The sequence below is a fragment of the Thermaurantimonas sp. genome (genome assembly GCF_046299575.1).
Classification (GTDB): domain Bacteria; phylum Bacteroidota; class Bacteroidia; order Flavobacteriales; family Schleiferiaceae; genus Thermaurantimonas.
Genome location: NZ_JBKBHX010000002.1, coordinates 468623 through 492668, shown reverse-complemented (window position 1 = coordinate 492668; position 24046 = coordinate 468623). Strand labels below are relative to the sequence as shown.

The 24046-nt window shown below is 41.2% G+C and carries 18 protein-coding genes; 11 read left to right on the top strand and 7 right to left on the bottom strand.

Features of this window, described 5'->3' with window-relative positions; translation table 11 throughout:
* Nucleotides 1-33: 33 nt before the first annotated feature.
* The gene (dnaK, locus tag ACK4EX_RS04645; protein WP_409770221.1) at nucleotides 34-1932 is read right to left on the bottom strand and encodes a molecular chaperone DnaK; all 1899 of its coding nucleotides are present in this window, start codon (nucleotides 1930-1932) and stop codon (nucleotides 34-36) included.
* Between the two features lie 201 nt (nucleotides 1933-2133).
* Here dnaK and ACK4EX_RS04640 point away from each other — a divergent pair, with 201 nt between their 5' ends.
* The 4 genes from ACK4EX_RS04640 (at nucleotide 2134) to ACK4EX_RS04625 (ending at nucleotide 5964) form a co-directional block, all read left to right on the top strand.
* Complete coding sequence (locus tag ACK4EX_RS04640; protein ID WP_409770219.1) at nucleotides 2134-2604, top strand: peroxiredoxin; 471 nt, start codon at nucleotides 2134-2136, stop codon at nucleotides 2602-2604.
* Between the two features lie 101 nt (nucleotides 2605-2705).
* Nucleotides 2706-4145 carry a Do family serine endopeptidase gene (locus ACK4EX_RS04635; protein ID WP_409770217.1) on the top strand — a complete coding sequence of 480 codons (1440 nt, stop codon included), beginning with the start codon at nucleotides 2706-2708 and terminating at the stop codon, nucleotides 4143-4145.
* 65 nt (nucleotides 4146-4210) lie between these two features.
* On the top strand, nucleotides 4211-4531 hold the full coding sequence (locus ACK4EX_RS04630) for a hypothetical protein (protein ID WP_409770215.1): 321 nt from the start codon (nucleotides 4211-4213) through the stop codon (nucleotides 4529-4531).
* A gap of 41 nt (nucleotides 4532-4572) precedes the next feature.
* Nucleotides 4573-5964 carry an aldehyde dehydrogenase gene (locus tag ACK4EX_RS04625; RefSeq protein ID WP_409770213.1) on the top strand — a complete coding sequence of 464 codons (1392 nt, stop codon included), beginning with the start codon at nucleotides 4573-4575 and terminating at the stop codon, nucleotides 5962-5964.
* Between the two features lie 4 nt (nucleotides 5965-5968).
* Here the strand turns inward: ACK4EX_RS04625 and ACK4EX_RS04620 are convergent, their stop codons facing one another.
* Nucleotides 5969-7780 carry a TrkH family potassium uptake protein gene (locus ACK4EX_RS04620; RefSeq protein ID WP_409770212.1) on the bottom strand — a complete coding sequence of 604 codons (1812 nt, stop codon included), beginning with the start codon at nucleotides 7778-7780 and terminating at the stop codon, nucleotides 5969-5971.
* 21 nt (nucleotides 7781-7801) lie between these two features.
* The gene (locus tag ACK4EX_RS04615; RefSeq protein ID WP_409770209.1) at nucleotides 7802-9199 is read right to left on the bottom strand and encodes a tetratricopeptide repeat protein; all 1398 of its coding nucleotides are present in this window, start codon (nucleotides 9197-9199) and stop codon (nucleotides 7802-7804) included.
* Between the two features lie 146 nt (nucleotides 9200-9345).
* On the opposite strand from ACK4EX_RS04615, the gene ACK4EX_RS04610 reads away from it, so the two are divergent.
* Genes ACK4EX_RS04610 through ACK4EX_RS04600 form a run of 3 tightly spaced genes read left to right on the top strand, consistent with a single transcriptional unit; the run spans nucleotide 9346 to nucleotide 13047 of the window.
* Nucleotides 9346-10272 (top strand): DUF368 domain-containing protein, encoded by a 927-nt coding sequence (locus tag ACK4EX_RS04610; RefSeq protein ID WP_409770207.1) that lies wholly within the window; start codon nucleotides 9346-9348, stop codon nucleotides 10270-10272.
* On the top strand, nucleotides 10265-11014 hold the full coding sequence (locus ACK4EX_RS04605) for a shikimate dehydrogenase family protein (RefSeq protein ID WP_409770205.1): 750 nt from the start codon (nucleotides 10265-10267) through the stop codon (nucleotides 11012-11014). Before ACK4EX_RS04610 ends, ACK4EX_RS04605 begins: the two co-directional genes overlap by 8 nt.
* Before the next feature lie 32 nt (nucleotides 11015-11046).
* A complete protein-coding gene (locus ACK4EX_RS04600; RefSeq protein WP_409770203.1) occupies nucleotides 11047-13047 on the top strand; it encodes a DUF349 domain-containing protein in 2001 nt (666 codons plus the stop codon).
* 29 nt (nucleotides 13048-13076) lie between these two features.
* Here the strand turns inward: ACK4EX_RS04600 and ACK4EX_RS04595 are convergent, their stop codons facing one another.
* Nucleotides 13077-13598 (bottom strand): hypothetical protein, encoded by a 522-nt coding sequence (locus tag ACK4EX_RS04595; protein WP_409770200.1) that lies wholly within the window; start codon nucleotides 13596-13598, stop codon nucleotides 13077-13079.
* 76 nt (nucleotides 13599-13674) lie between these two features.
* On the opposite strand from ACK4EX_RS04595, the gene ACK4EX_RS04590 reads away from it, so the two are divergent.
* Nucleotides 13675-14478 carry a DUF3108 domain-containing protein gene (locus tag ACK4EX_RS04590; RefSeq protein WP_409770197.1) on the top strand — a complete coding sequence of 268 codons (804 nt, stop codon included), beginning with the start codon at nucleotides 13675-13677 and terminating at the stop codon, nucleotides 14476-14478.
* A 15-nt stretch (nucleotides 14479-14493) separates the two neighbouring features.
* On the opposite strand, the gene ACK4EX_RS04585 is transcribed toward ACK4EX_RS04590, so the two are convergent.
* Both ACK4EX_RS04585 and prmA read right to left on the bottom strand, forming a co-directional pair.
* Nucleotides 14494-18903: a hypothetical protein gene (locus ACK4EX_RS04585; RefSeq protein WP_409770194.1), complete on the bottom strand. Its 4410-nt coding sequence runs from the start codon at nucleotides 18901-18903 to the stop codon at nucleotides 14494-14496.
* A gap of 1 nt (nucleotide 18904) precedes the next feature.
* The gene (gene prmA / locus ACK4EX_RS04580; protein ID WP_409770192.1) at nucleotides 18905-19747 is read right to left on the bottom strand and encodes a 50S ribosomal protein L11 methyltransferase; all 843 of its coding nucleotides are present in this window, start codon (nucleotides 19745-19747) and stop codon (nucleotides 18905-18907) included.
* 155 nt (nucleotides 19748-19902) lie between these two features.
* On the opposite strand from prmA, the gene ACK4EX_RS04575 reads away from it, so the two are divergent.
* Complete coding sequence (locus ACK4EX_RS04575) at nucleotides 19903-20262, top strand: hypothetical protein (RefSeq protein ID WP_409770189.1); 360 nt, start codon at nucleotides 19903-19905, stop codon at nucleotides 20260-20262.
* A 58-nt stretch (nucleotides 20263-20320) separates the two neighbouring features.
* Here the strand turns inward: ACK4EX_RS04575 and ACK4EX_RS04570 are convergent, their stop codons facing one another.
* The gene (locus tag ACK4EX_RS04570) at nucleotides 20321-20794 is read right to left on the bottom strand and encodes a response regulator (protein WP_409770188.1); all 474 of its coding nucleotides are present in this window, start codon (nucleotides 20792-20794) and stop codon (nucleotides 20321-20323) included.
* A 256-nt stretch (nucleotides 20795-21050) separates the two neighbouring features.
* Between ACK4EX_RS04570 and ACK4EX_RS04565 the strand changes: the two genes are divergently transcribed.
* Entirely contained in the window at nucleotides 21051-23321 is a 2271-nt protein-coding gene (locus ACK4EX_RS04565) for an Rv1355c family protein (RefSeq protein WP_409770186.1), read from the top strand.
* Between the two features lie 4 nt (nucleotides 23322-23325).
* Nucleotides 23326-24042 carry a hypothetical protein gene (locus ACK4EX_RS04560; protein WP_409770184.1) on the top strand — a complete coding sequence of 239 codons (717 nt, stop codon included), beginning with the start codon at nucleotides 23326-23328 and terminating at the stop codon, nucleotides 24040-24042.
* Nucleotides 24043-24046 lie beyond the last annotated feature (4 nt).

Genomic DNA, 24046 nt, shown 5'->3' with positions numbered 1-24046 from the left:
TCCCGGTTTTTTATCCTTATTTTTATAAAACTATTACTTATTGTCAGTTACTTCTTCGTACTCTACATCTGATACGCCCTCTGTAGATGAGGTGCTACCCGAACTTGACTGAGATCCTTGATTAGATGTTCCGGCATTGCTGTACATTGTTGAGGCAGCTTTTGACCAGGCTTCGTTTAGGCGCTTCATAGCTACATCGATGCGATCAATGTCTTGCACACTATGAGCTTGCTTCAGCTCGGCAAGAGCACTTTCGATCTCTGACTTCATTGCCGGATCGATCTTGTCGCCGTACTCCTTCAATTGATTCTCAGTGCTGAAGATCGTTGAGTCAGCAGCTACCAACTTGTCAGCGCGCTCACGAGCCTTGCGGTCGGCTTCCGCATTAAGCTCAGCTTCTCTCCGCATACGCTCGATTTCTTCTTTTGTCAATCCAGAAGAAGCTTCAATACGGATGCTCTGAGCACGGCCGGTTCCCATATCCTTAGCCGATACGTTCAAGATACCGTTGGCATCGATGTCAAAGGTCACTTCAATCTTAGGCACTCCTCTTGGAGCCGGCGGAATGTTGTCTAAGTGGAAGCGACCGATGGTTTTGTTGTCCTTAGCCATTGGGCGCTCTCCTTGCAGAACGTGAATTTCAACGGAAGGTTGGTTGTCAGTGGCTGTCGAGAAGATTTCACTCTTGCGAGTGGGTATGGTAGTGTTTGCCTCGATCAGTTTAGTGAATACACCTCCCAGAGTTTCGATACCAAGTGAGAGCGGAGTAACGTCGAGCAGCAATACATCTTTTACATCACCGCTGAGAACACCACCCTGAATGGCAGCACCAATAGCTACTACTTCATCAGGGTTTACACCTTTTGAAGGTTCCTTGCCAAAGAATTTGCGCACCGCTTCTTGAATGGCGGGTATACGTGTACTACCACCTACCAGTATTACTTCATCGATGTCGTTTACGGTCAATCCAGCCTTTTGCAGAGCCGAGCGGCATGGCTCGATAGTGCGCTGGATGAGGTGGTGTGAAAGTTGCTCAAATTGAGCTCTTGTAAGTGTTTTTACAAGGTGTTTGGGTCCTGTATTGGTAGCGGTAATGTAAGGTAGATTGATTTCAGTAGTTGATGAAGACGATAGCTCAATCTTAGCTTTTTCAGCTGCATCTTTCAAGCGCTGTAACGCCATCGGGTCATTGCGGAGATCAATGCCTTCTTCTTGTTTGAAGGAATCAGCCAACCAGTCGATAATTACTTGGTCGAAGTCATCACCTCCTAAGTGTGTATCGCCATCAGTTGCGCGTACTTCAAAAACACCGTCGCCAAGCTCGAGTACTGATACGTCGTGAGTACCACCACCGCAGTCAAAGACCACGATCTTCATGTCCTTGCCTCTCTTGTCAATACCGTAGGCAAGGGCTGCAGCAGTTGGCTCGTTTATAATGCGACGCACCTTAAGACCAGCAATTTCACCAGCCTCTTTTGTAGCCTGACGTTGAGCGTCGTTAAAATATGCAGGTACAGTAATTACGGCTTCAGTTACGGTAGTACCGAGATAATCTTCGGCTGTTTTTTTCATTTTCTGAAGAATCATGGCCGAAATCTCTTGCGGAGTGTATTGGCGGCCATCGATTTCTACACGAGGTGTATTATTGTCACCTTTCACAATTTTATAGGGCACACGACTCGCTTCTGAAAGCGACTCATCATATGTGCGTCCCATGAATCTCTTTATAGAATAAATTGTCTTTTTGGGGTTGGTTATTGCCTGACGCTTAGCGGGATCACCCACTTTGCGCTCACCTCCTTCCACAAAAGCTACTACCGAAGGCGTTGTTCTCTTGCCTTCGCTGTTTGGAATTACTACCGGCTCATTGCCCTCCATTACAGCAACGCATGAGTTGGTAGTACCTAAGTCGATTCCAATTATTTTGCTCATAATCCGATTGTTTTCAAAATTTTACATTCAAACTTGTCAATACACGTGCCATCAGGCAAAATCTCAGCAAAAATGACTTTTTGTCACCCATGTTGCTATAAATTTTTAGAAAATGTCAGTCCACTACGGTGAAAAGTAATTTTTCATCGGCATCGAAAAACAATTCCACTACAAGCCAGGTTTTTCTCCAAAAAACAAAAAATGTTGCCTTTTCAGTCAAAAGCGCCCTTGTTCGAATTCAAAAACCAACATGGCGAAAAATTGCATTTATCAAAATTTATTGGTCGAAAAATCATTGTACTTTATTTCTATCCTAAAGATTTTACCCCGGGCTGTACTGCTCAGGCCTGCAGTTTTCGTGACGAATACGAAGAGTTTGTTGAACATGGAGCAGAGGTAATTGGCATTTCGGGCGACTCAGACGACTCTCATGCCCAGTTTTCAAGCCGATTCAATTTGCCCTTTCATTTAGCCACTGACGTCGATGGTTCCATCCGCCGGATGTACGACGTACCTACTGGATTTTTGGGGGTTTTCTTCTCTCGGATTACCTATATTATTGACCTGAATGGAAACATAGCCTGGGCATACAAGAGCAACCTTGCGCCCAAATCGCATGTACCCGAGGCACTAAAAGTGATCAAATCAATTGTGCAATCGCCGGTGAAGTAGGATATCTGTCTCAAGTGTTAAAAATTGCTGTGTTTTCAATAAAATTGGGGTTGGAACAGTTTTTGGCATAAACGCCTCAAAAATTAAAAATTTTTACAGCGATGAAAAAAACGCTTGCTCAAATATCTTTTGCCATACTAGCCGGTGCAGCTACTCTGGCAGGTTATAAATTCTTTTTTGAAAAGCCTGAAGTGCGCATTATTCGTGAAGAAGGTTACAGTGGGGTTGTAAGACCGGCATCTGCTGCGCCTGAAGATGGCGACTTCATAGCAGCAGCCGAAATTACCCTGCCAAGCGTAGTGCACGTAAAAACCTCTGCCACCATCCGCGGTCGTCAGCTCAGTCCTTTTGAAGAACTCTTTTTCGGACGCAGCCAGATGCCCGATCGCATACAACAAGGCACTGGTAGCGGAGTGATTGTAACCAAAAATGGATACATTGTTACCAATAACCACGTAATCGCAAATGCCGACGAAATCACCGTCGTATTGCACGACAATCGCGAACTCAGCGCTCGGGTAGTGGGTACAGACCCTGCAACAGATATTGCGCTGCTTAAAGTAGATGCTGACAATCTGTCATTTATAAAATTTGGCAATAGCGATGAACTCCGAGTAGGTCAATGGGTGCTCGCAGTGGGTAATCCCTTTAATCTAACCGGAACAGTGACTGCCGGAATTGTAAGTGCAAAAGGGCGCTCCATCAATATCATTGCCGACAAATTCCCGATCGAGGCTTTTATTCAAACAGATGCAGCTGTAAACCCTGGAAACAGCGGTGGCGCTTTAGTAAATACACGCGGAGAGTTGGTGGGCATTAATACGGCTATATCATCTACCCGCGGTTCTTTTGAAGGATATAGCTTCGCTGTACCTTCTAACATTGTAAAGAAGGTAATGGAAGACTTGATCGAATACGGCAATGTACAAAGAGCTTTCCTCGGAGTGTCCATTGCAGATCTGTCGCCGGCACTTGCTCGTGAATTGAATATCAAGCAAACAAAAGGAGTTTACATAAATGAAGTAAATGAAAATAGTGCTGCTGAAGCCGCAGGCATCAAAAAAGGAGACATCGTTATAGCTATCGATGGACGCGAAATTTCTAAAGTTTCAGAACTTCAGGAATTAATCGGTCGCAAAAGACCTGGCGATGAAGTCGTGGTGACTGTGCTAAGAGACGATAAACGCCGTGACTTCAAAGTAAAACTTCGCAATATTCACGGCAACACCAAAATCGTGAAGAAAGAAGATCTCGCCCTTGAAAACATTTTAGGTGCGAAGCTCGAAAACATCTCTAACGAAGACAAACGCCGTTTTAACATTTCTCACGGCGTTAAGGTAGTTAGTACACAACCAGGTGGAAAATTCCGCAAAATCGGAGTTCCTGACGGATTCATCATTACCTCTGCTAACAATCGTCCGGTACGCTCTGTAGAGGAGTTTAACGCTATGTTACAAGGTCTAAAATCAGGCGACGGTGTGCTGATTCAGGGTATTCGCCCCGATGGAAGACCTGACTACTTTGGCTTTGGATGGAATTAATTAAAGTTTTATCCTTATTTTTAAGCCGCCACAAAATATGGGCGGCTTTTCTTTTTCCAAAAGCCATGAAACCTGCTATCTCACTTTTGTTTTTACTTCTGCATACGCTTCCTTCAGCTCAGCATTTGACTCAAACAGAATCTACCTTTTCTCTCCCCTACAAACCCCTAACTATTGTGCACGATTCTTCCAATGGAGCTAGAAAACTGCCATCGTTTAACCCAAACTCGAATATCGGATTCACATATCGCAGCAATTACTACAAAAATGTTCCTGTAGAAGAGCGCACGAAAGACGATCATCTTCATCAACGCTCTTACGTTCAAACTACAAGTGGTGCCATTTATTACTACGACGAAATCTATCGCATGGGCCGACGCTACTGAACAAATTTTTTTGCTTATCGCTTTATTGTAAAAATGCGACTATGAACACCGTAGAAATAACTTCCATAAACTTCTCTCACCTTCTGGAAAAACAGAAAAAGTACTTTGCTGAAGGACATACCCTAGCCGTACAAAATCGACGCGAAGCTCTTATGCGGCTTAAAAAAAGCATAGAATTGTATGAAGGTGAAATCCTTAGCGCACTTCACACCGACCTGCGAAAATCGGAGTTCGAAGCATGGGCCACTGAACTTGGTATCGTTTATCAAGAAATTCAACTCCATTACAAAAATTTACCTAAGTGGGCTAAAGGCAAACACGTACCCACCAATCAATTAATCCACTTTTGGTCTGTGAGTAGAATACTTCCCCAACCCTACGGACAAACCCTCATCATAGCACCTTGGAATTATCCCTTCCAACTCGTGATGATGCCACTTATAGGTGCTCTGTCAGCGGGTAATACTGCAGTAATCAAACCCTCTGAATTTACACCTACTGTAGCTTCTGTTATTGAGAAGATTATTTCAAACACCTTCGACGAATCTTTCGTAAAAGTGCTCCCCGGTGGTCCGGAAGTATCAAAGGCATTATTAGAGCTTAAATGGGATAAAATATTCTTTACCGGTAGCCCCCGAGTAGGCAAAATTGTTTACGAAGCAGCAGTTAAACACCTGACTCCGGTTGTGCTCGAATTAGGCGGTAAGAGCCCAACTATCGTCACTGAAAAGGCTAACATTGATGTAACAGCACGCCGAATTGTGTGGGGCAAGCTGATTAACGCCGGCCAGACATGCATAGCACCTGATTACATCATGGTACAGCGCAGCGTTAAAGAGCCTTTAATCGAAAAACTTAAGGAGTATGTCCACAAATTCTATGGTCAAAATCCAGTTGAAAATCCAGAATATCCAGCCATCGTAAGCCGTGGCCATGCAGAGCGCATCGCAAACTATATTCGTCACTCAAAAGTGCTTTTTGGAGGTCGCGCTGACATCGAACGCCGATACATCGAGCCCACCATCGTAGAAGCTACAGCCGATCAACCTGTGATGCAGGAAGAAATTTTTGGTCCAGTTTTGCCCATTTTAACTTTTGAAACACTCCATGAAGCCATTCAATTCATCAACGAAAGACCAAAGCCGCTTGCGCTCTACATTTTTTCAGAAGATTCCAAAGAGCAAGAATTAATCCTGCAAAAAACCTCTTCTGGCTCAGCTGCCATCAATGAAGTTGTGATGCAAGTTGCCAACGACCATTTGCCCTTCGGTGGCGTAGGCAATAGCGGCATGGGAAATTATCACGGCAAGCGCAGCTTCGACTGCTTTTCGCACGAGCGCAGCGTATTGTACAAATCTACCTGGATCGACATTCCTCTGCGCTACCCGCCTTTTGGCAACAAGATAAAATGGGTAAAAAATTTATTTAAATAATACATTAACCCACCATCATACGTGCTTCAGGGTATTTATAAGCATTGGCCCTGGTTTGCCGCAAGAGTGAATAAGCCAGGGTCAATGGTCCTACTCTTCCAATAAACATGGTAAACATTATGATGATTTTTCCGGCTGTGCTGAGATGAGGTGTAATGCCCGTTGAAAGCCCTACCGTTGCAAAAGCACTTACCTGTTCGAAAGATATTTGAATTAAGGAAAATTGTGGCTCAAACAACGAGAGAAGAAAAATACCCAGACTGATGATCGAAATGGCGAAGAGCATTATAGAGTAGGCCTTAAGTACTAAATCGTGCGGAATCGTGCGCTTAAAAAGCTCAAAGCGAGCACGACCTCGGATGATGGTGTAAGTGCCTAAAAAAATCAGTACAAAAGTGTTTGTCTTAATACCACCCCCTGTTGAACCCGGTGAGGCACCAATAAACATGAGAAAGATAAAAATTATCATTGTGGACATCTGAAGTGACCCAACATCTACCGTGTTAAAGCCAGCTGTACGTGTGGTTACTGATTGAAAAAAAGATGTGGTAATTTTAGCAAAGAGATCTTTACCAGAAAGCACATTTTTTTCCTCCAAAAGGTAAAACAAAACTGCACCCACCAAGATTAAAATACTACTGGCATAAAGCGAAATCTTAGTGTCGATTTTAAGCCCTAACCAAGGCTTTCTTTGTTCTCTTCTTCGCCTTCTGATCGAAAATAAATCAAAAATATTAGAAAAGCCCAAACTGCCGAAAATGATTAAAAAAGCAATAAGAATATGTAATAAATATACATCATCCACTTCATCGGATGTAAATCCACCAATATGAGTTGAAAAGCCTGCATTATTGAAAGCTGATATGCTGTGAAAAAGCGCATTGAAAATATTGTTTCCCACACTCGAATCTACCTTTCCGTAATAGGACAAATACAACAACGTAGCACCGATAATTTCAAAGAAAAAAGTATAATAAAAAATACGTTTTAAAAGACCTGAAGAGCTACTTAATGAATCAGCCAGAAGATTGTTTTGCATAATGCTTTGCTGACGAATTCCGATGTTATTTCGAGTAAAAAGTACAAGTAGTGTAGCAAAACTGATAATGCTCAATCCGCCAAATTGTATTAACACCATTATGACGAATTGCCCTTTAACCGACCAAAAATTACCGGTATCAACCACCGTTAGACCTGTTACACAACTGGCAGATATACTGGTGAAAAGAGCATCAATAAATCGAGGACTAACCCCGGCTGTGTTCATCTCTGGCATCATCAGCAGGGCTGTTCCAACGGTTATTAGAATGATGAATGAAAAAATAAACAATGTACTCGGGCTTACATTTATCTTTTCAAGTATTGATGTCGCCTTTCCTACTTCTATTAAAAATACAATTAAAAAATACACTTGAATACCCACCTCAAAAAAGTGATTGATATCGCCGATATCGAATAAGTTACCTAAAAAAGTTAACACGTTGAAATCGAAAAAGTGAATTGTGAGCAAATTCACAAAAATGATGAGCATTATAAGGCCCTCCCTTAAGGTATTTTTAATAAACGCTAGAGGGTGGAAATCGTATATAATTTTTATTACATATTTAATCAAGTAAAAAACCAAGGAAAAGCGAACGATTTGATAGACCATTCTTCGGTCTTCACCACTGAGCTCGTAGCCGTAATTTATGACAAGTGCACATAAGGTACCGAGCGCTACAAAAAAGGATGAATACCTCAAAAACAAAAGCACCCTTCTTTTGGAAGGGTACAGTCGTATGTTAATCCATTCGCGTATTTGATTGAGGATCGTCATGTTTGCAGGGCATTCGAAGCGCTACAACCCCATGTTCACATCAAACATCCACTCGGAGAGGTCATCCGTATTTAAAAATTGATCAAACAGTACTACCAGATCATCTAAGGTATAGGAACTGAGTTTGCGGACTTTCCGAAAATGAATTTTTGCAGAGGCATTGTTGTCATTTAGCATGTACACAGCTGTTAAAATTATTCTAATATGTATATCGTCGGGATGCACATCCGTCAGATACCGCAATATCTTAATGGCTATTTTAAATCGATTGGTGCCGATAAGCACACGCGTGTAGTAGAGAAGGAGCTCTTTGTCATACTTCCGCTGAGCCATGAGTTCTATTGTGATCTTCATGGCCTCGACGTCAAGTCGATGAGCAAAGAGAATTTTTGCAGCTAAAAGCTTGCTTTCGGCATCAGGCTCTAATTCGAGCAGCCTTTCGATGTGAGTCAATAGAGCCTTGCGATTGTGATCTTTTTGCGCATGAAATTTTATGAGAGCAGCATGTATTGCTGGGTTATTTTCATCTTCTTCGAGAGCTTTTTTGTAGTAAAAAAGTGCTTTTTTGTTGGAATTTAAAGCCTCATAACACCTGCCGAGACATAAGTAGGAATGCGCTGTGAAGATGTCTATTTCTAAAGCTTGGTTGTAGATTTCTATGGCTTTTTCATAGTTGCCCACTGTTTCATAGGTGTAGCCAAGGTCATAATAGGGCGCTATATAATTTTCATCGATCAGAATAGAATATTCGTATGCCCAAATGGCTTTCTCGTAATTGCCACTTTTGGCATACATATTTCCCAAATTGTGCCATGCAACTTCGTTGTAAGGTACTTTATCTATAACGTTGTTTATAAGCTTAATGGCTTCTTCATGGTTGCCTATTTCATCATAACAATTTACCAAATTGTGTAAGATGAAATGATCTTCAGGAAATTCCTCGATCAACTGACGATAGATACTTATGGCTTGCTGAAAGTTAGAAACCACAACATATTCAGAAGCTAAAAAAGTCAAAGCCTCAGTGTCTTCGGGATACAGTTGAGTGAGTCTTTTGAGGTATTGGATAGCGAGTTGATGATTGCCGGTTTTAGAATGTATTTCGGCGTGCAGATAGAGTACATCTGGATTGTCTGGATCTATCTGTGCAGCTTTTTTCAATACTCTACGGGATTCGTCGATTCTGCCCAGATCTATGTAGATCTGCGCTTTGCGAATCGGAAACACTTCAGAAGCAGGAAAGATCTCGGAGCCATAATCGGCTACTTTCAAGGCTTTTTTGAGCTCCTCGCTGGCGTAATAATAATCGATGATTATTTCTAACTCATCAATGTCAAAGTATTCTTGACGATCCTCGGCGAGCATACGCTCAAAGCGCATTACTAAGCCGGTGGTTTCGTCGTATTCAAAATCAGGCATGGTAAATAAGGAGAAGTATTACTTCAAATTTGGCCACAAAATTACAACAAATACAGGCCGTGCAGGCATTTTTATCAACAGGTCAAAAGCGGAATACTCCGGCATAATTGCCTTTTTTCACTTAGGTTTGTCGGCAATTTATTAAAATGAAACAGTATTTTTTAACATTTTTAAAGGGGATGGGTATGGGTGCTGCTGATATAGTACCAGGTGTTTCGGGTGGCACCATTGCATTCATTACAGGTGTTTATGAAGATCTGCTTGCAGGCATTAAAAATCTTGGCGGACCGGCTTGGCTTGAGTGGAAGTCAAATGGCTTTCAAGCATTTGCACAATCTGCCCGACTCGGCGTTTTAATACCGCTTTTTCTCGGAATTGGCGTCTCCATTGCATCCCTGGCAAAAGCTATTCAATACGCTTTGAGTGTTTATCCATTACTTACGTGGTCTTTCTTTTTTGGGCTGATTTTGGCAAGTTCTGTTTTGGTAATGAGAAAAATAAAAACCTGGACTGTTGCCGTAATCGCGTTATTACTTTTGGGATTTGCGATCGCGTTCCAAATTACTCGGTCTGTTCCGGTCTCTTTGCCCGAAGGAAATTTCTTCATTTTCCTTAGCGGCTTTATTGCCATATCAGCCATGATATTGCCAGGCATTTCGGGCAGTTTTATATTGCTTCTGTTAGGCAAGTACGAGACCATACTTCAAGCTGTTACCTCTTTGCAAATCGGAATTATTATACTTTTTGCCGTTGGATGCGGACTTGGGCTTTTGGTAATGGCAAACGTCCTAACATGGCTGTTAAATAAATACCACGATGCAGCAGTTGGCTTGCTAAGTGGTTTTATGATCGGCGCTCTCTATAAAGTGTGGCCTTGGAAGAAAGTTTTACAAACCCGCATCAACAGCAAAGGCATAGAAGTGCCCTTTATCGAACGCAGCATATGGCCTACTGAAATGCAAAGTGATCCGATGATTTTTGAATGTTTTATATTTTTCATAATTGGCGCGGCTCTCGTAATTACCATTGAGGTGATGGCTGCCAAGCTGGTTAGTGAGCGAGGCAATGGGTAAAATAATAGGTCTTATTGGCTATCCTTTAAGCCACTCATATTCACCTAAAATTTGGAAAAAGCTTTTTGAGCAAGAGGATTTATCAGAGTTTTCGTATCAACTGTTTGAAATTTCTGATATTCGACAAGTTTCTAGACTCCTTAAAGATGAATCTATTATTGGTTTTAATGTAACCATACCATACAAACGGGAAATACTCAACTACTTGCACGACCTTACCCCAGAAGCTCAGGGTGTGGGTGCAGTTAATACGGTAGTAAAAGCATACGGAAGTAAGTTAATCGGTCACAATACAGATGCAGTGGCCTTCGAAATCAGTCTTTTAAAATTTTTAAACGGTTGGGTACCGTCAAATGCCATGGTACTCGGTACTGGCGGTAGTGCCGCTGCCATAAAATATGTATTTGAAAAACAGAGAATTCCTTACATACTAGTTTCACGCACAAAAAAAAATGCTGATGTCTTTACTTATGAAGAGGTTAATCAAAGTGCCTTTGAATACCCCGATATCATAGTAAATACCACTCCACTGGGAATGTATCCGAGTATCCATGAACATCCACCCATAGACTTTAAAAAAATCAAACCCAAAAGCTATTGTTTTGACTTGATTTACAATCCGGAAAAGACTCTTTTTTTACAAAAATGTGAAAACCAAAAGGCCTATGTGCAAAATGGACTTGAAATGCTACATTTACAAGCTCGCAAAGCGTGGGAATTTATATCAAAACATTCTTTGTAAAACACTGTTATTCTGATATTTACATAATGACTATGAACAACGGACTTCACGAAAACAATATGGCTAAGACTGTAGATGATCAAAATGAAATAACCGTAACCTCTACTCCGGAAACAACTTCGATTTCTCAAAATGATGAAATGGATGACATAATCCAGGAGCATCACTCTGACGAAGAAGATCATGAAGACGAAGCTTCAGAGTCAGAAAGTCTATTTAGTAAATATGCAGATTATACTCCAGAGAAACTCTATAAAGAAGCTGTTTCGCTGCTGAAACACAACCATGTATCTGCCATAAAGCAGCATATGGAAGCCATCAAAAGGCATCTGCTCTATCATCTCGACGAAGAGCGCAGAGATAAGCTCCACGCCTTTGTCGAAGAAGGTGGCAATGAAATAGATTTCAGCTATGAACAGCCGCTTCGTATCAAATTCAAAGAACTTTACAAAGAATACAAGAACAAACTAAGTGAATATTATAAAGAAAAAAAGGAACAACTCGAAAACAACCTTCATCAAAAGCAGCTTATACTCGATGAGCTGAAAGCGCTTGCCATGAATGTGGACATTACGGAGGAAATTTTCGAAAAGGTCCGCAACTTACAAGAAAATTGGAAAAAAATTGGCCCTATACCCTACAATGTGGCCGATCACATAAATCGTACCTATTCTTTTTACCTCGACAGATTTTATGACAATCTCAAGTTAAATAAAGATTTTAGGGAACTTCACTTTAGAAAAAATCAGGAAATCAAGGAAGAAATCATACAGCGAGCACTCGAATTGGCAGATAAGACTTTTGAACGCATCGCTGATTTTAATAAAGCCGTAAGAGCGCTTGAAAAAGAGTGGAGAGAAACAGGGCCTGTTCCTTACGAAAATCGAGAAGCACTTGCAAAGGCATTCTATGAAGCTATTGACAAAGTGCGTAGTAAAAAAAGTGAATTGGCAGAGCTAATTAAAAAGGAAAAAGAGGAAAAAATCGCTCAGAAAAAAGCTATTCTCGAAGAGCTGCGTTCCATTAATCTTGATGAAATCAATACACATGAAGGCTGGCAAAATCTGACCCAAAGTTTGAGTTCGTACGCCGAAAGATTTAAAAAAATCGGTAGGGTTCTGCATGAAGAAAACGATAAAATTTGGGAAGATTTCAACGCAGCTATTCGAGATATAATAAAGCGCAAAAACGCTTTTTACAAGCAATTCAAACAGGTTCAGCAGCAAAACCTTCAGAAGAAAAAAGAACTGATCGAACTCGCACGTCAAAATGCTGAAAGAACTGACTGGGAAGAGGGGGTAAACTTTTTTAAAAAATTGCAGGCCGATTGGAAAAACATCGGTCCGGTGCCAAGAAAACTCTCTGAATCGATGTGGAATGAATTCAGAGAGTTGTGCAACTCCTTTTTCGACAGATATCATGCATACCTTAAAGAAAAAGAAGCTGAGCTTTACAAAAATTACGAAAACAAAAAAGCCCTTCTCGAAGAGTTAAAGACTACTCCATCAGATAACATCAGTGTTACCTTCTTAAAAGAACAAATTGAAAAGTGGAAGTCACTTGGAAAAGTTCCTGCTGAATATCGCGACATCGATAAAGAGTTTCAAAAGCTAATAGATGCACTCTTTGAAAAACTCGATCTCGATAAAGAAAATATCTACTTGGTGCGTTTCGAAGCGAAAATGCAAGCTTTGTGGGATGCTGACGACAAGCAGGCTGTGTATATAGAGCGACAAAGACTCCTCCATCAGTACGACGACCTCAAAAAAGACCTCCAAAAACTAGAAAACAACATCAATCTTTTCTCTAATAAATCGAGTTCAAATCCCTTTATCAAAGAGGTTGAGAAAAATATTTCCCGACACAAAGCAAACCTCGAGCTCGTGGCTAAAAAATTGGAAATATTGGATCAATTTCCCCTTCATGAGGTAAAAATCGAACGTTCTCAAAGAACCGAAAGACAAAAAGAAAAAAATCAGGGAAGAGATCGAAAAAACAAAAAGGGTAAAAAGCAAAACAACAAAAAGCGCTAAATGCCCTTGTTTTAATGATTATTCCTGCTTTAAGATTTGGTTCTATTGGTGAGTCTAATTCCATTAGCTACCAATAGCACAAGTATAGAGGCTATTGAAGCGAAGGCCATTGACCACTTGAGTATTTGTGCTGTTCGAGCTATTTCAAACAGTTGATCGTCAAAATTTGGGTATTCGTAAGCGAGCAGTATAAAGCCCGCATTCTCTACAAAGTCTGACAGCATACCGATAAGAGGCAGAAAAATCAGGATACTTAAAAAGCGCTTGCGGAAATTCCGTATAAGAAGCGAAATGGTGTAGGCAAAAAACAATCCATAGGAAAGAGGATATAGCAGGTCGTATCTCATCAATATGTTAGTGTAGGTCTCTCTTCCTTCCCGACCGGCTGTTTCATAAAAATTTATCAAACTCTCTCTCGATATTCCAATGGATAAGTCCGGTGGATTCATGCCTTTTACCAAAGGTTTAAGGCGTTCTTCACCAACTGTGCGAAGCCTGTTTTCTGAATAAATCAAAAAGCCCAATAGTAGTAACCAAATGGCGAGTCTCATAATACTGTTATTATCTTTGGACAAAAGTAAAATTTTGGCATTTTTTTAGAAGTTATTTGCACAAAGAAGTTTCCGTATGAACATCAAAAGTGCCATAGTAATACTTTTAGCACTCACTGCCGGAGCACAATCATCCGTACAAACTGCCGAAAACACTCCAACCAATCGCATCAGTTCAGTCAAGCCATTTGCTACCGGCGAGCGACTTGTGTATTCAATATCTTACGGATTACTTACAGCTGGAGAAGCCATTTTAAGCGTTGATGACATTCAGCAGCGCCAAGGAAAAAACATCGCCCACATGGTAGGCATCGGCTATTCAAAAGGAATGTTCGAATGGTTTTTCAGAGTGCGCGACAGATATGAAACTTACTACGATATCGATAACCTGGAACCTATAGAATTCATCAGAGATGTGGATGAAGGTGGGTACATCATTAAACACCACATCCTCTTCGACTCTAAAACAAACACTGCTGTAGACATATTGCTGGATAAAAACAAAATCTTTCAGCTCGAAGACCGCACTCAAGACATTTTTTCTGCCTTTTACTATGCTCGGTTTATCGACATTAAATCACTCACTCCGGGAGCTGTAATTCAGATTCCGGTGTTTCTCGATCACGAAATGTTTAAGTTTCAAATCCGATATATTGGGGAAGAGACTATTAAAACCAAATTTGGAAAAATCAATTGCCTGAAATTCAAGCCTTTAGTTCAACAAGGTCGAGTTTTCAAAGACAAAGACACAATGACCATTTGGGTATCAAACGACGACAACAAAGTACCAGTTTTAATCAAAACAGAATTATTAGTTGGCTCACTTAAAGCTGAACTTATTCAATACGAAGGTTTAAAAAACAAAAGCATACTTCCCTAAGATCGATGTCTATTATTATTCGCCTTCACCTTCCATGCGGTTTATAAATCGGTTCATTTTTCCGCGAGTAGAGGTTGTATATGAGTAGGGTTGCTTGCCCTTCTCTTCCTTGCGACGCGCATCGGGCTTTGTGTTGGTAATCATGTCCATCAACTCTTGGCGTGGTGAGTAAAACTCCATGAGATTTCGCCTGTACTGAAGGAAGTATACATCCTTACTTCCTAAATCGATGTACAGCGTCACCTCATCCCCCCGGCGTTTACGGGCTATTTCAAGTATACCGTTTACGCGTTTATTAATCTGTACTTTCCCTATCGAACCAATGCCTATTGGTCCTTCGGAAAAGAACGAATTGGTTTCTGGGTTCCACTTTAGCCTGATGTCGCTGAAGGTAATAGTACTTTGAAATGGTTTGGGCATTCGTTCGGGCAAGCCTGTTTTTCGCAGTTCGTCAATGAATCGCTGACGCTCGCGACCGTCGAGCATTTCGTTTACAGCCACAGCAAATGCCCTCCTGCTTAAATCAGCAGAGGGAAGATCCGCGTCTTTAAGTGTCTGGGAAATAGCCTTAAGCACATCATCGTTAAAGTGAAAATCAAAGCCCATCCACATATCGATGGTAATTTCGTCGTTGGCTAGCTTGTGCCGAATGGTTCCATAGGCATCGATTTCAACTAGGCCTGTGCGGTCGCCAAACGAAAGGCGGCCCTCTCCATACATTTCGCAGGTTTTTATGTTTAATGCCAGGTAGTTTCCTTTTGCTTCCGAATTTTTGACTTTCTCGGCTGTTGTGATGATGTAACTGTTTTGTGCCTTATCGAAATAGAGTTGTCCTCCGGCCAGAATCAGCTCCAGATCAGCTCTACTGCTCTCTTTCGACAGGAATGCAGAATAGCCAGATGTCGAGTCATTGGCGATGTAAATTCCGTTAAAAATTCGGGCGCGGTTGAGTTCTTCAGCTGTTTCAGGTAAGTCAATTATGATGTTTTTTGGGTCGATTATAGACTTGAAGGGGAACCAATCTGTTTGTATTCTTTCGCACGTGTGTTGGATCAGTGTATAGCCATCAAAAGTGAGTTGTTTTTCTGGCGCAGTTAATAATGCCTCGCCGTAAAAGGCAAAATAGGTGCTGAGGAAGAAGGCGTCGTCTTTTGAAATTTGAGCCCTACCATTGGTAATTCCTTGGCGATTTACCTGTATCAGATCGAAGAATAAAGGCCAGGCAGTATTGTCTTCGTCTAAATATTGATAATATCCGGATCCTGTATAATTTTTCCTCGAGATGATGCTCGCAGTGGCTTTTTCAAAGGTGTGATATTTCGTTTGGCGATTGGCGATGATTTTGGCATTTTTAAGTGTGCGCATTTGAGCCTGAGGATCGATCACCACATAGCCTGTATCAGGATAAATGGTAGCGTCGGCCACCTCAATCTCAAAAGCTTTAAAAACCTCTAAGTAATTTTCTACCATCCTAAACTTTACACTACCTGCCACAAACTGAAGACTGTCTTGGTCGCGACGAGTGCTTACCATGCGTGACGAAGGCAATGCACTTTTCTTCATTACTTCGATCGACTTTTCTCTAATATGCCAGTCGGCATAATCCATGTAAGCGATGTACAGATGCTCGGGGAAGTGCATGTACTGAGCTGCTGAATGAAGGGTGAAGTTGCCCTTCATTTTGTCAAAGTTCACATAAGAGGAAGCTGCCAGCGTTTCAAACACCCACGGTCCTGAATCGTAAGGACGTACCCTGAAATTAGACGTATCAGCAGAAAACTCGCGTCGGCGAAAGGAGAAGTCGCGCGATTTCATCTCAGCGTTTTGGAAGGCTATGGCTGCATCGCCCCTAAGCCCTTTAGGTGAGAGCGCCATTCTTCCTTCAGCCCTCATGGCTATGTCGTCATACATCGAAAAAGGGCTCAAAGTATTCTGCGTAAACATGATGTCGCGCTTCGGCTCCCAGTGAAGCACGACATTGTCGGCTTGCACATGTGGTACGTTGTATTTTGAATCTTCAGCAATTTCGTAAGAGACATTCACGGCATTGGTAGAGTCCGGGAAGAAGAAGAATTCTTTTGCTATAGCCACCGATGAGAGATAGTCTATCCGGCCATCACCGCGAAGACCTTTGTTAGATAGAGAAAGACTTTGTGTGAATTTTCCTTTTCCGCCATAAGCTGCCAGCCCCGTGACGGGCGTTTCCATCTCAAAGCCCAATGAATAATCGCGCTGAACCTTTATGGTTTGTTGAATGTCGGGAAAGATACCAGCACTCACCAGCGTACCGTCAAACGATATACCCTCTGTGCGCTTGTTGTCGAGGCTGTCGATGGTAAAGGGTTCTAAGCGCACAAAGAAGTCCTTTTTGTTGTACACCCCATTGTGAATACTTGGCTTATCGTAGTAGATGTAGCTCTCTTTTAGGGATCTAAAAATTGGATATTCTGCATGTGATTTCCTGCCTGATTTATTGTTAGGTTTATCGATATCGAGTTGTCCGGTTAGATCAGCCAGTACGCTCTGAACGTTTACTAATGTGACAATTCCGGTGGCGTCTTTCTCAAAACTCTCAACAGCAAAGCGCATAGAGTCAATCGTAGGCATGTCGATAATAAATGGCTCATATTTAAACTTAAACTCTCGCCCCCAAAAGCTGAAGCGCCCAGCTAAGATTCGACCCGAAAAATCAAAATTCAGATTGCGGTGCATTACGATCTTTCGATCAGCGGGGAAAAGCCCTACTTGCTGTGAATCGCTCAAAGCGATGCTGTTTACCCCCTCGATGGTTAAATCGAAAGAAAGCAAACTGAGCGTTGCATTTGGTTTACCACTTACTGACGATACAAACTGAATAACGTCGAAGTCTCTTTTGTCTAAATAGTTGTTTACATACTCATACGTGCGTGGTAAGATGGTTGCTCTGTGGGTATTTAAATCGTACTTTAAAAAACCTTCAACGGCCAAATTCATTAAAAATATTCTACCGTTTTGGGGATTGATGCGCAAATATTCGGCTACTTTATCAGCGTCGAGCACCTCTGAACCGAAGTATTTGCTCATTTCAATTACTTCCATCAGCGGGTGTTTGTTACTAAGCCCTCTTAAACGATCCATTCGCTCTTCGCGGTAGTATTGGGCTGATTCAAATGTTGCAGGTATTTCTAAGCCTTGGTTCATGTTGGAGATTAAAATTTTCTCATCGCCCAACTTCCAAACCAGGGTTTGAAAACGCATGATCAACTTGTGGTACGAATCTACAAAAGGTGAAAGGCCAAGACCCTCATTTTGGCGAATCAAAGTAACAATGCGATCGTCGGGTATCAACCTGTAGTAAAGTCGTGGATGATAGATGCTGTCGCCATCCAGCAACAGGGAGAGTTGCACCGCTTCGGAAGTAAATAAATTTGGTTTAAGACTAAAGCGCTCGCCACGTACAATAAGTTGAGGTTTTTTGTTATGAAAGTGTATAAAAGCAGCAGGATGGTCAGGTGTGCCAGAGGCATAAACACCACTGCCCACCACCGAAAAACCACCCACATAATCGACATCCTTTACAATGTTTTTTATGACAATGTCTTTTCGGTAGGCATAAAAACGCGGAAAATTGGCTGTTTCAGGGGTATTCCTGCTACTCAGTCGCTCCTCCAACCGGCCTTTAACAGGCTCTTTGAGATATACTTTAGTATAAAGTGTTACACTATCAGCCTCAAAAAAAGCTTTTGATACATCTATCTGATACTTTTGAAATCGTGCCGTGGCAGAATCGCGGCTCAGACCAGTGCGCTCCCAATAGATAAAACCCTCTTGTCCATACCAAATCAAACTTTTTGGATAAAAAGTTCCACGTGTTTTTTCGATATAAGTGCTATCGCCTCTGAAGGTAGCATAAAGATCAGTGTTTGAAATTTTAAAAACAGGCTCTTTGTCAAACAAAAATTCAAAAGCACCTGTGTACACCCATCTCAACTGACCATCGTTATAAAGCTCACCTTTTAAAAAGACTCCATGCATTACCGATAAGTAGTCGCGAATGGCTTTATTTGGATTTTTCTGTGTATAAATTTCAAAATCTTGGTGAAAGCTAAGAGCGTGTTTTGGATCTTCTTGTTCTGCTAGGTGAATTACTACTTTAAACCAGTCGTTCCATGCATCGAGGTCGAGTAGTCTCTTCTTTAGCAGCGTGTTACTTGTTTTTACAAGGTACTCAAAGGCTTCTTTAGACAATTTTCCACTACTCAGTATAGGACTAATTTCACTCACCAACTTAGCCGCCCTGTCTTTGTCTTGATCTTTGAGTACTTCATAAACCTCAGAGCGCCAAAGTGCTGTATCGTTGCTGAAGGAGCGAACTTTTTGAGATGCAGATAAAAACGGAAATAAACTCAATAATCCAAAAAAACACCACCCCTGTATGCGACTCATCCTAATTCTTTTTCTGAAAGTGAAGGGCTACCCAACCGTTATTTGTAAAACGGTCAATTAAGTATAATTGGTGTGCTACACATACCGACTCAATGGCAGGAATGTCTTCTAGATAAAATCCCGATACTAAAAGATTGCCTTCACCGGACAAATGCTTAATATACTCGGGAATATCGGCCAGAAGCACATTGCGCTGTATGTTAGCAAGAATAACGTCGTACACTCCTGAAATAGTACTTGCATCGCCAAGTTTTACATACATATTTACTGAGTTAAGAGCTGAATTTTCTTCCGTATTCTGAACAGCCCACTCGTCAATATCGATGCCATCAGCAGAGTGTGCACCCATTTTAAGCGCCAATATTCCTAAAACCCCAGAGCCACATCCCATATCGAGCACGCGTTTACCTTTGAAATCGATTTTCTGCATAAGCATACACATTCCATAAGTTGTAGAGTGATGTCCCGTTCCAAAGGCCATTTTAGGCGCTATAACGATGGAATATTGAAATCCCTCTTTCCATTGGTGAAAGGGCGCCTGTATGCGCAAAAAGCCAGGGATCTCCACCGGATCAAAATTTTTTTCCCACTCCTGATTCCAATTTTGGATAGGGGTTTGCTCAACTCGAAGAGTAAGAGAAACTTTTTTTTCATACTCTTCCAAAAGCTTCATTGCTTTTTGTTGATCAATATTTTTTTCATAACCCCAGGCGACAAATCCATTATCAGTGTCTTCAAACATATCAAATCCCACTTCTCCCAACTCACATATTATCAGGTCTTTCCAAGGTTCCACTTCAGTGAGTGATACATGATATCCCAAATAATTCTGCTGTTTTTCCATTTAATTGCAATAAACATGTATGCCTTAATACAAAGGTATTGAGTTTGAGTTGCCAAACTTCAGCCATAAGACAAATTAATCCATCGCTAAAGATTGGCTAAGGATTAATTAAACGTTTTGGCACAAAACTTGTCAAATATTAAAAGCGACAAAAAATGAGAAGTTTAATTATCATACTATTAGCATTTGTGCTTCCTGTGGGAGCTTTAATGGCTCAATTAGAGGAATCGCCAGCACTATCACCTGAAAGGATTAAAGAGTTGGCGAAAAGAAATACAGACAGACTCTCTAAAGAGCTCATGCTCAGCGAACAGCAGTACCTAGAAGTTTCAAAAATCAACGATGAATTCGCAGAACAAGCGATTTATTTAAATGAACAACGTAAAAAAGCCATTCAAGATCGCGAAGAAAAACTAAAAAAAGTGCTGACCGAAGAACAATTTAATAAACTAAAAAACGAAAGAAAAAACAGACGAGAAAAACTTAAAGAGCGAAGAAAAGCAAGAAACAAATAAGTAGTGACGCGTGATGAATAAAGGCCTGACCCGTGATGGTGTCAGGCCTTTTTCATTATCAGGACAAAATGCTTTGTCTGTACATAAATTCCAATTGTTCATTTATCCTCTGGAGCTTGCGCAGTAGTTCAGCGTTTTCTTTTTTTAGGCGATACATTTCATAAGCACTTTCAATGGCAGTGCGCATATCGTGTTCATGCCAAGGTTTGGTAATGTATCGGAATACATGACCTACATTAATAGCATCGATTACCGCCTTTATATCAGCATAACCTGTAAGAAGCATGCGAACAATATCCGGCTTTTTTTCATACAGAATTCCCAAAAACTCTGTTCCTTGCATTACAGGCATGCGTTGATCGCTGATAACTACATGTGCTTCGTTTTTATCGAGCCACTCCAATGCTTCTGAGGGATTAATAAATGTCTCTACCGTGTAGAAACGTCGAAAATTTGATTTGAATGCTGTGAGATTCGACATTTCGTCATCTACATACACTACTTTGATGGATTTCAAGTCTCTTTCGTTCATAGTAGTTTTTTGATTCAAAAACGCAAATAGAAGTGAAATTTTTTAAGTATAATTTACTTGAGTTTGGTAATCGCAAATAAACAAAACAAATCTAAAGTCAGATTAAATTTTTTAAATCAAAACTAAACAATTAACCAAGAAGCATTTTTCTCGAAAAAATTAATTTTTTGGCAAAGCTGATCTTCTTTTTTGTAAAATCGAAATTTTTCTATTTTAGCGCATCGCTCACAAGATGAGCTCAAGAAAATTCAATACTATGAATTCAAATTTTACTCCAATAGAAAATTTCATCGAACATTGGCGTGCAGAATTTTTTACAAACGAAGAATTTCAGATTGCACAAAAACACTTAACTAATCTGATTATTTATGACATAAGAGAATCCATTTATCACGAATTATTTAAAATATTGCATCCTGAAATTACCTCGAAACATTCTCTGTATAACCAAAAATCAAAAGATTTTATACGAGAAAAATTAGAAGAAAAATCCGATATTTGGGTATATTATCCTTGGAAAAATACCGCTTGTCGAATTCCATCAGAAGAAGACTTCGTCAGAGTTCGAACAGCGCGTAATCAGTACAAAATAACCCCTCAGGAACAAAAAATTCTTTCATCTAAAAAGGTTGGAATCATAGGATTATCAGTGGGTCAAACCATTGCTATTACAATGGCCATGGAGCGCTCAGCTACTGAATTCCGCCTGGCGGACTTCGACGAACTGGAGCTGAGCAACATCAACAGATTACGTTCAGGCATTACTAACATTGGTTTAAAAAAGGTAGTAATCGCGGCTCGGGAAATAGCGGAAATAGATCCATTTTTAAAAGTAAAAATCTATCCTGAAGGAATTACGCGTGAAAATCTTGATGACTTTTTGCTCACCGATGGAAAAATCGACTTGCTCGTAGATGAATGCGACGGACTGGACATTAAAATCGTCGCTCGTCATCGTGCCCGAGAGCTCGGTATACCTGTACTAATGGACACCTCCGACCGGGGTATGCTCGATGTGGAGCGCTTCGACCTCGAACCTCTACGCCCAATACTCCACGGTCTGGCCGATGGGCTGAATCCTGACAACATCTCTGAACTCACAAACGAAGAGAAAATTCCCTACATACTCGATATGGTAAGCGCCGAGCAGATGAGTGCCCGCCTGAAAGCAAGCATGCTCGAAGTGCAGCAAACCATTAATACTTGGCCACAACTGGCATCGAGCGTATTTCTTGGAGGAGCAATGGGAGCCGATACGGCGCGCAGAATTTTTCTGAACCAATACACCCAAAGCGGTCGATATTATTTAGACTTTGAAGAGCTAATACCCGATAAAGCAGCAGACGAGATTCAACCATCCATTCCCACTCCCCCAGACGAACCAGATTGGAACCAGTACTTCGACCATTTTGTAAAAAAACTACCCAGGAAAAATCATTACCTCAAACTATCGACTGAAGAAATCGAATCATTGATACGAGCAGCGGCTCTGGCTCCTTCCGGCGGAAACGTCCAACCCTGGAAGTGGTTGCTCTTCGAAGACACCTTTTATTTGTTTCTAAACCCACGGAGAGCATTTTCCTTCCTCGATGTCGATTTTTTAGGCAGCTATTTAGCCTTAGGAGCTGCACTCGAAAACTTTGAAACAGCTGCAAAGGCGCTTCATCTTAAAACCCAACTTCAATACTCATTAGATAATGAATTTACAAATTTGATCGCTTCCATTCAAGTGATCGAGCGATCTGAAAATAGTGATTCCACCGCAACTGCTCGGGTGCGCTTTCTATACGAACGACACACAAACCGATTGAAAGGAAGCATAGAAAAAATAGATGCTGCATTTTTTGAAGAAGCTGAAAAACAGCTTGAAACCGGCCAGAAAATTAAACTTCTCACCCACAGAGCCGACATCGAAGAATTCGCTAAGCTCGTAGGTATTGCAGATCGCATCCGATTGACACATCCATGGGCACATCACGACTTTATGAACGAAACCCGTTGGAACGATGCCCATGCCCGAGAGACCTGCGACGGGATTGACATCGAAACCTTAAATCCCACCGTAACCGACAAAGCTGCCTTCAGAGTATTACGCGACTGGAATGCTTTATCGCTTACTGCCGACTGGGGCTTAGGCAAAGGACTTGAAAAAATGAGTCGCGAAACAGTGGAAAAATCTGGTGCCCTTATGATGGTGCAATCTGACGGGTGCGATCGAAACCAAATGCTTATGTTGGGCAAAACTGTGGAGAAAATTTGGATACTTGCTGCACAATATGAAATCGGATTTCAACCTGTAAGTCCTATTACCTTTTTAATGTACAGAAATCGATTGTACCCCAATACCTATCATCGGCCTTGGCAAAATGCCTTGTTAGCCGAGGCTGAAAATGCATTTAAAAAACTATTTCAAATAGATTCAGATTATTCCTTCGGATTTGTGTTTCGATTGTTTAAATCTACCGATGTTGTGAAAAAATCCTATCGACTTCCTATTCATCAAATATTCACTCATTACACTGTTTAAATCGATGAAGGAAGAAATCGACCTTAGAATTAGAGCCTTTCGTTCGATCGACGATCGGGAAGCGTGCCTCAAGTATGTGCAAGGCCATGAAAAAGTATTAGAAGAATACGGCGTACCTAAAGTAACATCTGTTAAAGCACAATGGGTTGATAATCCAGATGTGTATCCGATCGTGGCAGAGAGCAGTGATGGAATCAGAATTTTTGGCGGAGCACGCATCCAAATAAGAAATGACTTTCAACCCCTGCCTGTCGAAGAGGCCTTAAAGGATATTGAGCCCCGATTTCAAGAATACATTCAACGGGAATTAGATGCCGGACGTAAGGTAGCTGAACTTTGCGGCTTGTGGAATTCTAAAGCAATCGCCGGAAGAGGCGTATCTTGGTTGCTTACCAAAGCTTGTGTTGCAAAAGCTGGAGTAACTTTGGCTCAACGACTTAAAATAGACACTCTATTTGTATTCTGCTCCCCCTTTACAGTACAAATGGTAAGAAACGTGGGCTTTGTGGTTGAAACATCTCTAGGTATGGACGGTAAATTCGAATATCCCAAACCCGATATGCTTGCTACCTTAATGGTTTGCAACGATTTAGATACCCTTAAGGCAGCTGATGAAAACGATAGACAAGTTGTGTTTTCTCTAAGAGAAAAACCGAGACAAATACGAAAAGAAAAAGGACCAAAAGGAGATTTGTGCATCGAATATCAATTAGATTTTTAATAGC

Excerpts from the sequence above, each read along its gene's own strand:
- dnaK (WP_409770221.1), bottom strand. The coding sequence starts at position 1,932 with ATGAGCAAAATAATTGGAATCGACTTAGGTACTACCAACTCATGCGTT.
- ACK4EX_RS04640 (WP_409770219.1), top strand. The coding sequence starts at position 2,134 with ATGTTGCCTTTTCAGTCAAAAGCGCCCTTGTTCGAATTCAAAAACCAA.
- ACK4EX_RS04635 (WP_409770217.1), top strand. The coding sequence starts at position 2,706 with ATGAAAAAAACGCTTGCTCAAATATCTTTTGCCATACTAGCCGGTGCA.
- ACK4EX_RS04630 (WP_409770215.1), top strand. The coding sequence starts at position 4,211 with ATGAAACCTGCTATCTCACTTTTGTTTTTACTTCTGCATACGCTTCCT.
- ACK4EX_RS04625 (WP_409770213.1), top strand. The coding sequence starts at position 4,573 with ATGAACACCGTAGAAATAACTTCCATAAACTTCTCTCACCTTCTGGAA.
- ACK4EX_RS04620 (WP_409770212.1), bottom strand. The coding sequence starts at position 7,780 with ATGACGATCCTCAATCAAATACGCGAATGGATTAACATACGACTGTAC.
- ACK4EX_RS04615 (WP_409770209.1), bottom strand. The coding sequence starts at position 9,199 with ATGCCTGATTTTGAATACGACGAAACCACCGGCTTAGTAATGCGCTTT.
- ACK4EX_RS04610 (WP_409770207.1), top strand. The coding sequence starts at position 9,346 with ATGAAACAGTATTTTTTAACATTTTTAAAGGGGATGGGTATGGGTGCT.
- ACK4EX_RS04605 (WP_409770205.1), top strand. The coding sequence starts at position 10,265 with ATGGGTAAAATAATAGGTCTTATTGGCTATCCTTTAAGCCACTCATAT.
- ACK4EX_RS04600 (WP_409770203.1), top strand. The coding sequence starts at position 11,047 with ATGAACAACGGACTTCACGAAAACAATATGGCTAAGACTGTAGATGAT.
- ACK4EX_RS04595 (WP_409770200.1), bottom strand. The coding sequence starts at position 13,598 with ATGAGACTCGCCATTTGGTTACTACTATTGGGCTTTTTGATTTATTCA.
- ACK4EX_RS04590 (WP_409770197.1), top strand. The coding sequence starts at position 13,675 with ATGAACATCAAAAGTGCCATAGTAATACTTTTAGCACTCACTGCCGGA.
- ACK4EX_RS04585 (WP_409770194.1), bottom strand. The coding sequence starts at position 18,903 with ATGAGTCGCATACAGGGGTGGTGTTTTTTTGGATTATTGAGTTTATTT.
- prmA (WP_409770192.1), bottom strand. The coding sequence starts at position 19,747 with ATGGAAAAACAGCAGAATTATTTGGGATATCATGTATCACTCACTGAA.
- ACK4EX_RS04575 (WP_409770189.1), top strand. The coding sequence starts at position 19,903 with ATGAGAAGTTTAATTATCATACTATTAGCATTTGTGCTTCCTGTGGGA.
- ACK4EX_RS04570 (WP_409770188.1), bottom strand. The coding sequence starts at position 20,794 with ATGAACGAAAGAGACTTGAAATCCATCAAAGTAGTGTATGTAGATGAC.
- ACK4EX_RS04565 (WP_409770186.1), top strand. The coding sequence starts at position 21,051 with ATGAATTCAAATTTTACTCCAATAGAAAATTTCATCGAACATTGGCGT.
- ACK4EX_RS04560 (WP_409770184.1), top strand. The coding sequence starts at position 23,326 with ATGAAGGAAGAAATCGACCTTAGAATTAGAGCCTTTCGTTCGATCGAC.